Consider the following 13,177-nt stretch of genomic DNA (forward strand, 5'->3'; position numbering starts at 1 on the left):
GGGGTCACCACACGAAAGTGAGTTTTACGTACGCTAGGCGAGAACAGAAAACGAACGGCAAAAAGTGATGGGAAGCGGCCGTTTGCTTATGGCAAGACGTACGCATGATCGACCCGACCCTAGCCGCCGACATCAACGCTGCCTCTGCCTTGGAAGGAACGTTCCGGCTGCGGTCTGGACAGCTATCATCTACATATTTCGACAAATACCGATTTGAAGCTCGGCCTGATCTTCTGAGCAGGGTGGCCGCGGAGATGATCCCATTGATCCCCGCCAACGCAGAAATCCTTGCCGGACTGGAACTTGGGGGTGTGCCGATAGCAACGGCGTTGTCGCTTGCCACAGGAATGCCCGCCGCGTTCGTTCGGAAAGCACCGAAGGACTACGGCACTTGCCTAGCGGTCGAAGGGGGCGACGTTTCAGGCAAGCGCGTGGTGCTCATTGAGGATGTTATCACGACTGGCGGTGCGGTCGCGGACGCTACCCGGCTCGTAACAGAGGCTGGGGCAACGGTCATAGGTGTAGTCTGTGCGATCTGGCGTGGTGATGGACTTCCCAGGATTGCAGCGTTGCCCGATCTTCCTGTCTCGGCTGCCATGACGATGGATGACCTGCTCGCCTGAATGGGCGCGGGTCGGCAATTCCCATCCCCGGATCATATCACGCGGCAAGAAGTGATGGTGAAATGCGAAGCTGCCTCAGCTGATGCGGTGCCGGCCGATCGTCCCGCTCCCAGCTATAGTCGCCGGTGAGCGCGATATGCTCCCAACCCAGCGGCGCGATATGGCGGGCAATGTCGTCCGACGTGTTCATGTCCGCCAATGCCTGTTCGAGATAGCGGGTGTTCCACAGGATGATCGCGGCGACCAGCAGGTTGAGACCGGAGGCGCGATAGGACTGGTTTTCGAACCGACGGTCGCGCAGCTCGCCGAGCTGGTTGAAGAACAATGCGCGGGCGAGCGCGTTGCGCGCCTCGCCCTTATTCAGCCCGGCCTGGGTTCGCCTGCGCAGATTGATATCCTGCAACCAGTCGAGCATGAAGATCGAGCGTTCGAGCCGCCCGACTTCGCGTAATGCCAGTGCCAGGCCGTTCTGGCGCGGATAGGCGCACAGCTTGCGCAGCATCGCCGAGGCGGTGACGGTCCCGGTCCGGATCGAGGTGGCAAGCCGCAGCAGTTCGTCCCAATGCGCAGCTGCATGGTCGTACGCGATCGGATCGCCGACCATGCCGGCGAGCAACGGCCCCGCCTCCTGCCCGGGCAGGAGATGCAGGCGGCGCTCTTTGATATCGCGTAGGCGGGGCGCGAAGCGGTAGCCGAAGAACGGCATCAGCCCGAACACATGGTCGGACGCGCCGCCCGTATCGGTATAATGCTCTTCGATCGATAGCCCGGTCTGGTGGTACAGCAAGCCATCGAGGACATAGGGTGCTTCGCCTGCGGTCGCGGCGATCACGCGCGAGCCGAAAGGGTCATACTGGTCCGATATATGGGTGTAGAATGACACGCCGGGTTCGTTGCCGTTGCGCGCGTTGATATCGCCGATCGCGGCACCGCGCCCGCCGGCATGAAATTGCTGCCCGTCGCTCGATGAACTGACGCCGGTGCCCCATAATCCAGCGAGCGGCATTGCGCGATGAGCGTCGATCAAGCGCCCCAGCGCCTCGCCATAGGCAGCCTCGCTGATGTGCCAGTCATGCAGATGGGCGAGCTGGCGCAGGCTCGCGCCCCGGCAGCTGTCCGCCATGCGGGTCAGGCCGAGATTGATGCCATCGGCGAGGATCACGGTCAGCAGCGCGTTGCGATCGTCGGCAGGACGGCCCGAGCGCCGGTGTGTGAAACAGTCGCCGAAGCCGGTCCACGCATCGACATCGAGCAGGATGTCCGTGATTTTCACGCGAGGGAGACGATCATAGGCGGTGCGACGCGCGACCTCTGCGGCGGGTGGCGTGATCGCCTTCAGCGGCGAGATCATCAGACCATTTTCATCGAGGCGGACCTGGGGCAGTTCACCTTGCCTGGCCAGTACCGTCACCCGTTCGATCGCGCGGTCCAGGCGCTCACGGCGCTCCCCAATATGTTGATCGAATCCGGACTCGATCGCGAGCGGGAGCGGCCCCTTCTCGCGCAACGCTGCAAAGGTGGCTGGCGGAATGAGATAGCTGTCGAAGTCTCGAAATTGCCGACTGCCTGCCACCCAGATATCGCCGGCCCGCAACCGGTCGCGAAGCTGGGACAGCGCGCAGAGTTCATAGGCTGCGCGATCGACGACGCCGTCGCGGATCACGAAGGGTCGCCAGCCTGCCGACACGAAGCGTAGCGGCACCTTGTCGGGCAGGCGTCGTTTGCCGGTATGGTAGAGATCAGCGATGATGGCGAGCGCATCGAGGATGCCCTGGACCGGTCCGGCACCGCGAAAAGCGAACGCCCGCAGGAATTGACCGGCGAACAGCTTCACCGTGCGATGCCGCTCGATCAGTTCGGCCGTGCGGTCGATCGTCTCGGGGCGGACGAGGACTTCCGCTTGGGCGACAGCGGAGCCGAACCGTTCCCAGTCGAAGGGGCCGATACGCGCAAGGGAGTCGATACCCTTGGCGTGCGCGTCGATCAGCACGCGGCAGCTATTTGTTAGCGTGCGCAAATGCCCCTGCATCTCGCGCACGGTCCTGATCGCCTTGTCGCGCGTCCGGTTTTCTGCGCGGCGCACCATGCTGCCAAGCAGCTTGTCGAACATGGTGAGCGCGGCGTCAGTCAGGCTTTCCTCGAGCCGGATGGCTGCGGTCGCGAGCGTCGCGTGGCGGCGCATGGCCGCCAGCTCGCCGAGATGTTGCGGCGTGATCCGCACTGCCTCGTCGGCCAGTCGATCGAAGGTTGCCGACGGTATCATGGTGGCGCGCGCCGGGTCGAGGTCGAGCGTGCGGACATGATCGAGCCGTTCAAGCAACCGCAGGATGCTGCGCGGCGCCGGCGATTGCGGGGCATTGCGCAGCCAGGCCAGCCATGTTGTCCCCTGATCCGATCGCCGGGTCAGCAAGGCGTCCAGCGCCGTCAGCTTTTCCGGCTCGATGCCGTTGGTCAGGATTGCATGGGTGAGTTGTTCGGCCTGTTGGCGCGCGTGTCTGACGATCGCCTCGATGACAGCCGATGGTGGCAGTAGCACCCGCCGTCGGCGCAACTCGTCGATCACGGTGCCAGCGAGCAGGAGAGGCTGGGCGGCAGTCTGCGCGACCGGCATCGCGAACGCCACGATCGCGCGAAAGTGGTTCCGGTCGAAAGCGGTATAGCCGAGCCGCTGCATGAGATCGGCGAGATGTGCGCGCCGGGTTTCATCGCGACGGGCGTAATCGTCGAACGCCGTTGTCGGCACGTCGATCTGATCGGCGACAAAGGCGAGGATGGCACCGGGCGGCCTCTCTCCCGCCTCCAACACTCGGCCTGGCCAACGCATGTAGAGCAGCAGCAGTGCGAACCCGAGCCGGCTCGACGCTCCCCGGCGTTCGCCGACAAGATCGAGATCCTCACGGCTGAGGGTGAAGTAACGGGCGATTTCCCGTTCTTCGGTCGGCGGATCGTAATGCGGGGCGAGCGCCTCGCGTGTCAGCAACCGCCGCCTTGCCATGTGCCACGACCTTTCTCGCTCTGTCCGTCAGACGGTCCTCTGGCGGCCAGCATGAATATGTCCGTCAACTCTGGACCCGTGATGGCGATTCGGACAAGAATGCAAATCGATGGGAAAACGGACAGATTGGGACCGGCTGTGGCGCTGATTGGCTATGCGCGAGTATCGACCGGCGACCAGAAGCTGGCGCTCCAGCACGACGCGCTGAACGCGGCCGGTTGCGAGCGGACGTTCAACGACCATGCGTCCGGCGCAAAGACCGATCGGCCAGGCTTGGCCGAGGCACTGGCCTATCTGCGCGCTGGCGACACACTGGTCGTGTGGAAGCTCGATCGTCTTGGCCGCTCGATGAGCCACCTGATCGAGAAGGTTGGCGAACTCGCCGCGCGCGGCGTCGGCTTCCGCTCGCTTACCGAGCAGATCGACACCACCACGTCAGGCGGCATGCTGGTGTTCAACATCTTCGGCTCGCTTGCCCAGTTCGAGCGCGATCTAATCCGCGAGCGCACCAACGCCGGATTGAAGGCTGCACGGGAACGAGGGAGCCTTGGCGGTCGACGTCCGGTCATCACGCCTGACAAATTGCGCAAGGCGCGCGATCATATCGCGGCAGGGCTGACTGTCCGCGAGGCGGCCACGCGCCTCAAGGTTGGCAAAACCGCGCTCTACAAGGCTCTCGAAGGCACCACTGCCAAGACCGCAGTCAAAGTATGAGGAAAGAGTGATGAACGAACGCGATCCCAACATCGTTACCTCGAGCCTGTCTGGTATCGTCACCGAGCAGGGCGTCACCGTGAGAGTGAACATCATTCGGTTGGAAAATGAGCCGAGCTGGTCGCTCGAAGTCGAAAACGAGTATGGAACGTCTACGGTCTGGGACAACCTGTTCGCGACTGATGATGCCGCGCATGCCGCTTTTCGTCAGACCGTCGATGAAGAAGGTATGCGCGCCTTCCTCGACCAGGCTGTCGTCATACCCTTCCGACGTTAGCACCGTCAGTGTTCGCCGTTCGTTCGATCCTAGCGTACGTAAACTTCACTTTCGTGCAGTGACCCCTTGACAGCATCGCCATTTCTGACGATACTGGCCAAGTCCCGATTTACTCCAGGAAGAAGGCCATGAGATACCCCGGCGGCAAGGGCGGTGCCGGCGTCTACCAGACGATCATCAACAACATCCCGCCTCACGACACGTACATCGAAACGCACCTGGGCGGCGGCAACATCCTGGAGCGCAAGCGGCCCGCTGCCCGCAGCGTCGGCATCGACGTTGATCCCGAGGTGATCGAGGTCTGGCAGCAGCTCGACGTGCCCGGCCTGGAGCTGCACCACGGCGACGCCGTGGCCTGGCTGGAGTCCCACCAGTTCACCGGCTCCGAGTTCGTCTACGCCGATCCGCCCTACGTGATGGACAGCCGGCGCGGCGGCAAGCTATACCGCCACGAATACGACGACAAGGGTGCGGTCAGCGTCAAAGTGCGCGGTGAAGCGCCGATCGTCTATCTGACGGGTCAAACGTTCTATCAGCCCAAGAGCGCACCCGACACGCAGGTCGTCAACGCTTCCAAGACGGACGCTGCCAAGGTGATCAGCTTCCGCCTGAGCAACAGCAAGTGATCCCGGTGCTGCCGGCGTGACGAGCGTCGGCAGCGTCCGTCCCCGCGGCCTATTCATCAGGCCAACACCAACCTAGGAGTGCATCATGTCCAAGCCCCTCAGCATCGGCGCTTTCGCCGCCGTGCAATACCTGCCGCATATCGAAACCTTCCTGGCCACCGGCGACGGTGACTTCGACGGCCCGATCTGGGCCAAGGCCACCAGTGAAATCAAGTTCGTCGACGGCCGCGCGAGCTTCACGATGGTTCATGAATTCATGAGCCGCGACGGCAGCCGCATCTCGACGGTCGACACCGCCACAGGCATCCAGGTGCCGGGCATCGACGAGGTCTCGCTCACCGTCATGCACAAGGTGGTCGATTCCACCGGCAAGTTCGAAGGCCTGCGCGGCACCTTCCCGAGCTTCGGACTGCACAACTTTGCCACCGGCAAGGGCGTGCAGCGCTTCGGCGGCGAACTGAGCTGAAGTCAGCGCTAAGCAGCAGGTGCACCCGCTGATCGTGGGTGCGCCGGACGACCTCTCAAGGCGGCGCCGCCGGCACAGACCGACGGCGCCGCTTCTTCAAGGAGCACAGACGTGACACCCGAAGTTGAGGCAGCACTGCCGCGCCGCCTTCTGCTGCGGAATCATGCGCGCGCATTCGACCGCAGTCAGACTGGTGCCGTGGGCCATGATGCCGGCATAGACCATCAGCAGCTCGTCGGTAGAGCGCGGCTCACGTCCGAGCATGATCCAGCTAAAGCGCACCTGGGCGTCAACGGCCAGAATCACTTCCGGCAATTGAACCTCACCGATGCGGTGATCCAAAGCCGCGCGCAGCTTGGTCACTTCTGGGTCTTCGTCCTCTGCGGGCAATGGCGACAAATGGAGTTCATCATCCACGCGCAGTACGCCACTGCGGGCTGCAGCGGCCACCGCATCGACACCGGCAGTTACTCTGGCCAGCAAAGGCTTCAAGAAAGTGGCAGCCTTGCTGGGTAACGATAGACGGGCATAGTGTTTCTTGGACTCTGCCTGCCAACGCTCGTCCGTGAAGAACAAGCGCGCACGACCCCGAAAGCTCAGGCTGTGCTCAATCCAGACCGAGCCATTGCGCACCGCGCGGCGCAGGGCAAACAGGGTGGCCACCTCCAACGCCTGAAACGCCCGTTCCCGGTCTGGGCTGGAGATCGAAACCTGCCAGATCATTCCCAGACTTGGTGCCACCACTTCAACTGGCAGCTTTCTGGATCCTTTGAGATATAAAGCTTGCAGCTTGGCAAGGTACTCGATGGCAGGATGCTCGCCGGTGGCCTGCCAGGGCAGCTTTGCAATGGCGACGAGCAACGACCGCACGGGGCGAATTCCATCAATCAATCCCTCGCGGACCAGGGAGGCCCTGCTCGGTGGTTTGCGTTTCTGGGTTTCGGTGATCAAGGCTTCAAGACGGGCACGCAACTCAGCATCTGGCACCGCACCTTGCGCGCTCAAGGCAACAAGTTCGCCGAGCAGCGTTTTGTACATTGCGGCCCAATTGACGGTAGCGGGGACATCGGCGGCAGCCTGACGCCACAGATCGGCGATCCGGCGCTGCACCATAAGGATCAACTGGTCTGTGGTGGTGAACAGGCAATACCGAAGAAAGCATGCGACCTCCACGGTGCGCGCTGGCTCTTTGATCTTGGCTCCGGCTGAGGGCGGCCTGGAGACAAGTCGGCGCGCGTAGCGGCGCAAGATGAGATCGGGGATGTCTGCCAGGTGCTTATGAACGTCCAGCGTGTAAAGCAGGTCGATGCGCTCCAGTACCTCGCTGATTTGGCGGGTTGAGTGTTTCGCCGGTGCAGCCCATAGCCAACTCTGCTGGGTTTGTCCATCTGGGCGCAGCTCTGAAACTGAGGCTCGCCAGCGATCAAGTGTTGCTGGATCAACGCTGGCGGCGATGGCGGTGCCTGTTTCAACTTCAAGCTGGGCAAGTGCCGCCGCAATCAGTGTCCGAATTGCCCGCTCGTGCACGATCACCAGCTTGTTCTTGTACAGCCATTGACGCGCCCGCACGAGTAGCTGATCGCGGTCGGCGCAGCGCGCCACTTCGTCGCGCAGTTCACGTACCAGTGAGCGGCGCTGGTGCTCGCTCATCCACTGGAATCCAAGGACCGTGCAGGCTACTTGTTGGTGATCGAATAGCGTGCGCCCGCGTTCATACATGGCTCTCAGCGAGGCGACTTCTGGTGCTGCAATGCCAAGCTCGTTGCCAAGGTGGCGCCACAAGGCTACTGGAATTACCCGAAAGGCACCGAGCAAACGCCCACTCATGCGCAGGAAACCAATATGGAGCGCCAGACCAAGCTTGTGGGAATCACCTCGGCGTGCATTGATTGCGTCGCGCTCGGCACCATCGAAGGTGAAAAATGCCTTCATCTCGAAGTCGCTGATATCGCGGGGGAGCCCACGCATCCCCAAAAACGTTGTGTGCCAACCCTGCATCGTGAACCTCAAAAGTGGGAGGCCACCATACCCGTTTACAAAGCGAACAGGAAAGTCAATGAAATCAACGGTCTACCCAGACCACCCCCGCGCCAGTGCTAGCTTTGCGTACCGTCACTTATTGCACTGAAAACGAGGAGACCCCGAGCGAGGCGAAAAAAAACCGCCTCGGGGTGTCCGAGGCGGCAAGTCTGCATGCGGTTCAGGGAGGAAGAAACCGCGCCGGCGATCAGGGAGGAAAACCGCGCGGCCTGATGTGCAGCTCGGCCACTTTAGCCGGATTTTTCGACTTATCCGATGCGAGCGGCCCGCCGTGGGCGCTGCTCGATCTGCTGTTGCTTTTTCTCGACGTGCTTCTGCTCCTGGTGCTGCTGCTCGTCGCGCTGCACCTGGCTGATGGCCGCGCCGATCTGCCGCTTCACGCCCTCGATGCCCAGCTCGCTCTTGTGCGCCAAGTCGTTGAAGTCGGTGTGCTGCTTCATCGTGGACAGCGCCGCGATCTGCGCGCCGCTCAACATCGACGCCTTGAGCTTGGCCGCCTCGTCGCCGGCCAGCTCGACCTTGCCGGCGGCGGCGTCGGCAAGGCGCTGCTCGGCGCGCAGGTGGGTCTTGAAGCTGTCGGGCGTGATGGCGGGCAAGTCGCGCGGGTAGGTGTTCTCGGCCGGCGCGAAGATCGGGAAGATCGCCTTGCCGCCCACGGCCTGGGCGGCCGCCTCGGCCTTCTCCCGGCCGGGGTTGTTGCCGTGGGTCATGACCAGGTGCCGGTCGTCGTCGCCGGCGATGATGACCGGCTTGTCCGGGAACTTGGCGTGCAGCGCCTTCGCCACGGCCTCAAGGTTGCCGCTGTCGAAGGCGGCGACCGTGGCGTGGCCCACGGCCTCGGCCACCTGGGCCGCCGTGGCGTAGCCCTCCGAGATCACCAGCGCCGGCGCGGCCGCCAGGGCGTCCATGCCGCCGACCGGGTGGAAGCATCCTTCCTTCTTCGAGTCCTTGGCGAACCGCTTAGTGCCGTCCTCCTGGATGTATTGCATCGTCCATTGCTTGCCCTCTGCGTCGAAGGCCGGGATGTAGGTCTTCTGGCCTTCGCGGTCGGTCATCACGCCGGCCTGCGCCTGGATGCCTTTGGCTTGCAGGTAGGGCGTCGGCTGCTCGATGGGCACGAGGTCGGCCATCTGCCGACCGACGCGCTGCGCGGTGGCCTCCTGGGCCTTGTCCTGCTCGACGGCTCGCTGTGCCAGCTTCTCGGCCGCCTCGGCCTGGAGCTTGGCCTTCTCCTGGTCGCTCAAGGCGTAGCCCTTGCTCTTCCAGGTAATGTCCGTGCCGGTCTTGTTGTTGATGATCCGCCCGGCCGGGTGCCCGTCCAGGTGGCCCACGTAGAAGCCATCGAGCGCGCCCTTCTTGCCGCCCTCGACCGGCACGCGGTGCCGCTTGCCATCCATGATCGGGTGATCGCCCTGGGCGTTGCTGCCGGTGAACAGGCCGGCGCTGCGCATGGCCTCGGCGAACTCTTCCCTTGGCGTCATCGCTGGCCCTTGCTGGGCCTGCACGTTCTCGGGCTTCCAGCGTTCGAGCTTCGCCGCGTCGGCGCGCGGGCCGACATACCAGGACTTCGCGGCCTTGTCCCAAAGCGCGCCGGCGGCCTTGGCCGCGTTGCGCTGCTCGTAGGGCACGGCCAGGTACTGGCGGGCCTGCTGGGCCTGCTGCGCGGGCTTCTGCGCCTCGCCCTGGGCTTCGGGTGCCGGCTGGGCCGAACGCGGCTCTACGGCCGCTGTAGCGGCTCCCTGCGCCCATTTGGCGAAGGGAGCGGCATCGGTGCCCGGCGGCACGTACCAGGACTGTTGCTGCCGATCCCAACGCGCCCCGAGGCTCTTGGCCTCGTCCTTCTCCTTGTACGGCACGTTGATGTACTGCCGTTCGGGCTTCTCGGCCTGCGGCTGCGCCTGCTGCCGCTCGCGTTCCTGGCGCTCCAGCTCGGCCGCGCGGCGCTGCGCGTCGCTGTCGTTGAGCATGGCCGACGCCTCGGCGGTCTTGCGTGCCTCTTTAGCGGCTGAAATGTCCTCTTCGGTCGCGTTGGGGTCGCGCCGTACACGCTCTTCCTGCACGCGGGCCAGCTTGGCGGCGCGCTCGTGCTGGTTGTCGGTGCCCAGCGCATCGACCAGGTGCAGGCGCTCGGCCAGAGCCTCGGCCTGGCCCTCGGTGCGGGTGCCGGCGACGAAGGCAAAGGCGTCCTCGCCGAACTGCGCATCGGCCTTGCGCGCGTAGACCTGGAAGGGGGCGTTTGCGGGAGGGGGCGGAATCCTACGCCAAGCTCGCCCAGATAGCCGGCGCGAGATCTTACTTGTTGCTGCCTTCTACGGTCGCGCCAGAAAGGCGACGGCTCAGTTCTATCCGGCGATGGCTACGCATTTTGAAGGTGTCTGGCCCAACGCGCCGATACTCAATGAAGCCGAGAGAACGCCAAAATCGCTCTGCCGCTTCATTCGCTTCCAGCACGGCCAACCGAATCTCTGTGGCACCTCTCGCAGCGGCCCAGCTTTCGACCGTCGAGTAAATTGAGCGTCCGACGCCACGACCACGCTGTGCGGCATCTACGATCATGAAGCCGAGATACCATGTGCCATCACGCGGATAATCGCGGAGGATGGCCGCGATTGCATATAGGCCGCCAGGCCCCTTCCATCCCAGGACAGCTTGATTGTGGGCGCTCTTTTCGGGCGGCACATCGGAGAAAAGCTCGCGAGCATCGTCCAGCGTGGGCGCGGCCCCGTCCTGCAACAGGAAATAGTCGCTGCAACGGTTGTACAGGTCTGCAACGTCTGCGGCGTCCGCTTGGGTAAGTTTGATCGGGGCTCCCGTCATCATCATCGCGTTTTGGCAGCAAGCACGCGCTGACCGTAATCCCGGAGTTCCCCGTTGGGACCGACATAGCGGTAGAGAGTGACGCGCTCGATCCCGAGTTCCTTGCAGAGGTCGGAAACGGACGTGTCGCGTTGGGCCATAGCAGCCTGAGCGAGCCGCACCTGGGCCTTGGAGAGGGCGAACTTGCGGCCACCCTTGCGTCCCCGCGCGCGGGCAGCGGCCAGGCCAGCCATGGTGCGCTCGCGGATCATATCCCGCTCAAACTCCGCCAGTGTGGCAAAAATGCCGAACACCATCCGGCCCGATGGCGTCGTGGTGTCGATCTGCGCGCCCTTGCCGGTGAGCACCCGCAGACCGATACCGCGATCCGACAGATTCTGCACCGTGCTGACCAGGTGGGTGAGCGTTCGGCCGAGCCGGTCGAGCTTCCAAACGATGAGGACATCGCCGTCGCGCAACGATTTCAGGCAGGCGGCAAGACCGGGGCGATCATCACGGCTACCGGATGCACGATCATCATAGATATTGCCTGGCTCGACACCGGCAGCGCGAAGGGCATCGTGCTGCAGGTCGAGCGACTGCGAGCCGTCGGCTTTGGACACGCGGGCGTAGCCGATCAGCATGGATCACAAACGAAGGTTTGAGGCGGTGACGAACATGAGCACATAAGATTGGGCTATTGTGTATCTTAACCAGCATCTCAATCAAGCTATCTCAAACCGTAGCTCGGAAAGAATAAGGAGCATGTATGCCGCGTCGCGTGACCCTGACCGATCGACAGCGCGAGGCGCTGCTTCACTTGCCGGTCGATCAAGGTGAGCTGCTGCGGCACTATACCCTCAGCGATGAGGATCTCGGGCATATCCGCCAGCGCCGGCGCGCCCACAATCGTTTTGGCTTCGCGCTGCAACTGTGCGTCCTGCGCTACCCGGGCCGGGTGCTCGCTCCTGGCGAGTTGATCCCGGCGCAGGTATCGGATTTCGTCGCGGCCCAGCTCGGCCTGACCAGCGACGATCTACTCCTCTATGCCGCGCGCGAGGAGACCCGGCACGAGCATCTGGCGGACCTTCGCCGAATCTACGGCTATCGCTCCTTTTCGGGGCGGGGCGCACGGGATTTGCGCGAATGGATCGCTCGGGAAGCCGAGGCGGCGACATCGAATGAGGATCTTGCCCGTCGCTTCGTTGCGGAGTGTCGCCGCACCCGCACGATCCTTCCCGGCTCCTCGACGATCGAGCGCCTTTGCGCCGATGCGCTGGTTGAGGCCGAGCGCCGGATCGAGGATCTTATCGCCCATCGCATCACGCCAACCCTGAGCGAGAATTTGGCTCACCTGTTGGAGGATACGGTGGATGGTCGCGTCACGCGCTTCGTATGGCTGCGACAGTTCGAGGTTGGCGCAAATTCAGCAGCCGCTAACCGGCTGATGGATCGACTGGAATATCTTCAAAGGTTCGATCTTCCGGCGGATTTGCTGGACGGCGTGCCGGCGCATCGTGTGACCCGGCTTCGCCGGCAGGGCGAGCGCTATTACGCCGACGGCATGCGTGATCTGCCCGAAGACAGGCGGCTTGCGATCCTCGCTGTCTGCACCCTGGAATGGCGGTCATCGCTGGCCGATGTCATCGTGGAGACCCACGATCGCATCGTAGGCCGTCTCTATCGGGCCTCCGAACGCCTTTGCAACACCAGGATCGCCGACGAAAAGGCGGCCGTTCGGGACACGCTGAAGTCCTTTGCCGAAATCGGTGGTGCTTTGCTTGGAGCGCAGGACGATGGCACGGCCCTGGACGGGATAATCGCCACCGGGCCTGGCTGGGAACGGTTCAGAACCCTTGTCGCCACGGCCTCCGCGCTGACCAACGTGCTCGCGGCCGACCCGCTCAGCCGTGTGCTGGACGGCTATCACCGTTTCCGCCTCTACGCGCCCAGGATGCTGCGCCTGCTCGACATGCAGGCGGCGCCGATCGCCACGCCTCTTCTGGCGGCCGTTGCGATGCTGCGTAACGGGATCAAGGTCGATCCGCCGGTGGATTTTCTACGTCCCAACTCGAAATGGCATCGTCATCTTCGCGCTGAGCCCAGCGGCGACCACCGGCTTTGGGAAATCGCGGTGCTGTTCCACATCCGCGACGCCTTCCGGTCCGGTGACATATGGTTGGCGGGATCGCGCCGCTATGGCGACCTCAAGCAGCTTCTGGTCCCGCCACAGGCGATAGAGCAGACCGCGCGGCTCGCCGTGCCGCTGCGACCCGGCGAATGGCTGGCCGAGCGCAGGGCTCGACTGGATACACGGCTGAAGGAGTTTGGCCGCGCGGCGCGAACCGGCACGATCCCAGGCGGCATCATCGAGAACGGCAAGCTGCACATCGACAAGCTGAGGGCCGACACGCCCGAAGGGGCCGAGGATCTCGTGCTCGATCTCTATCAACAGCTCCCGCCCGCGAGGATCACCGATCTGTTGCTGGAAGTCGATGAGCGAACCGGATTTTCCGAGGCGTTCACGCATCTGCGCACCGGCGCGCCCTGCAGCGACCGGATCGGCCTGATGAACGTGTTGCTGGCGGAAGGCGTCAATCTCGGTTTGCGCAAGATGGCGGCGGCGACCAACACGCACAG

At 63.6% G+C, this 13,177-nt stretch carries 9 protein-coding genes and 2 pseudogenes; 6 read left to right on the forward strand and 5 right to left on the reverse strand.

Annotated elements, in window-relative coordinates; translation table 11 throughout:
* The first annotated feature begins 104 nt into the window (after positions 1–104).
* The gene (pyrE, locus tag JK208_RS15530; protein WP_048575104.1) at positions 105–623 is read left to right on the forward strand and encodes an orotate phosphoribosyltransferase; all 519 of its coding nucleotides are present in this window, start codon (positions 105–107) and stop codon (positions 621–623) included.
* Positions 624–660: 37 nt separating this feature from the next.
* Here pyrE and JK208_RS15535 read toward each other — a convergent pair whose 3' ends face one another.
* Positions 661–3,618, reverse strand: coding sequence for a Tn3 family transposase (locus JK208_RS15535; RefSeq protein ID WP_026150043.1), 2,958 nt, complete (start codon positions 3,616–3,618; stop codon positions 661–663).
* A gap of 138 nt (positions 3,619–3,756) precedes the next feature.
* Between JK208_RS15535 and JK208_RS15540 the strand changes: the two genes are divergently transcribed.
* The 4 genes from JK208_RS15540 (at position 3,757) to JK208_RS15555 (ending at position 5,701) form a co-directional block, all read left to right on the forward strand.
* Positions 3,757–4,332 (forward strand): recombinase family protein, encoded by a 576-nt coding sequence (locus JK208_RS15540; RefSeq protein WP_026150044.1) that lies wholly within the window; start codon positions 3,757–3,759, stop codon positions 4,330–4,332.
* Between the two features lie 10 nt (positions 4,333–4,342).
* Complete coding sequence (locus JK208_RS15545) at positions 4,343–4,609, forward strand: hypothetical protein (RefSeq protein ID WP_019054813.1); 267 nt, start codon at positions 4,343–4,345, stop codon at positions 4,607–4,609.
* 128 nt (positions 4,610–4,737) lie between these two features.
* Positions 4,738–5,235, forward strand: a complete 498-nt coding sequence (locus tag JK208_RS15550; RefSeq protein WP_011655360.1) for an SAM-dependent methyltransferase — start codon at positions 4,738–4,740, stop codon at positions 5,233–5,235.
* A gap of 85 nt (positions 5,236–5,320) precedes the next feature.
* Positions 5,321–5,701 carry a hypothetical protein gene (locus tag JK208_RS15555; protein ID WP_011655359.1) on the forward strand — a complete coding sequence of 127 codons (381 nt, stop codon included), beginning with the start codon at positions 5,321–5,323 and terminating at the stop codon, positions 5,699–5,701.
* A 144-nt stretch (positions 5,702–5,845) separates the two neighbouring features.
* Here the strand turns inward: JK208_RS15555 and JK208_RS15560 are convergent.
* From JK208_RS15560 to JK208_RS15575, 4 genes and pseudogenes are all read right to left on the reverse strand, one after another.
* Positions 5,846–7,699, reverse strand: a pseudogene (locus JK208_RS15560) (Tn3-like element IS1071 family transposase); the annotation flags it as partial.
* 290 nt (positions 7,700–7,989) lie between these two features.
* Positions 7,990–9,969, reverse strand: a pseudogene (locus tag JK208_RS15565) (DUF5710 domain-containing protein); the annotation flags it as partial.
* Between the two features lie 64 nt (positions 9,970–10,033).
* Positions 10,034–10,564, reverse strand: a complete 531-nt coding sequence (locus tag JK208_RS15570; protein WP_007686150.1) for a GNAT family N-acetyltransferase — start codon at positions 10,562–10,564, stop codon at positions 10,034–10,036.
* On the reverse strand, positions 10,561–11,181 hold the full coding sequence (locus tag JK208_RS15575) for a recombinase family protein (RefSeq protein WP_008832583.1): 621 nt from the start codon (positions 11,179–11,181) through the stop codon (positions 10,561–10,563). Before JK208_RS15575 ends, JK208_RS15570 begins: the two co-directional genes overlap by 4 nt.
* Positions 11,182–11,306: 125 nt before the next feature.
* Between JK208_RS15575 and JK208_RS15580 the strand changes: the two genes are divergently transcribed.
* The coding region (locus tag JK208_RS15580) for a Tn3 family transposase (RefSeq protein ID WP_211497654.1) at positions 11,307–13,177 on the forward strand (1,871 nt) is incomplete at its 3' end.

It is taken from the genome of Gluconobacter sp. Dm-74, assembly GCF_018256135.1.
Taxonomy (GTDB): domain Bacteria; phylum Pseudomonadota; class Alphaproteobacteria; order Acetobacterales; family Acetobacteraceae; genus Gluconobacter; species Gluconobacter cadivus.

Excerpts from the sequence above, each read along its gene's own strand:
- pyrE (WP_048575104.1), top strand. The coding sequence starts at position 105 with ATGATCGACCCGACCCTAGCCGCCGACATCAACGCTGCCTCTGCCTTG.
- JK208_RS15535 (WP_026150043.1), bottom strand. The coding sequence starts at position 3,618 with ATGGCAAGGCGGCGGTTGCTGACACGCGAGGCGCTCGCCCCGCATTAC.
- JK208_RS15545 (WP_019054813.1), top strand. The coding sequence starts at position 4,343 with ATGAACGAACGCGATCCCAACATCGTTACCTCGAGCCTGTCTGGTATC.
- JK208_RS15550 (WP_011655360.1), top strand. The coding sequence starts at position 4,738 with ATGAGATACCCCGGCGGCAAGGGCGGTGCCGGCGTCTACCAGACGATC.
- JK208_RS15555 (WP_011655359.1), top strand. The coding sequence starts at position 5,321 with ATGTCCAAGCCCCTCAGCATCGGCGCTTTCGCCGCCGTGCAATACCTG.
- JK208_RS15570 (WP_007686150.1), bottom strand. The coding sequence starts at position 10,564 with ATGATGATGACGGGAGCCCCGATCAAACTTACCCAAGCGGACGCCGCA.
- JK208_RS15575 (WP_008832583.1), bottom strand. The coding sequence starts at position 11,181 with ATGCTGATCGGCTACGCCCGCGTGTCCAAAGCCGACGGCTCGCAGTCG.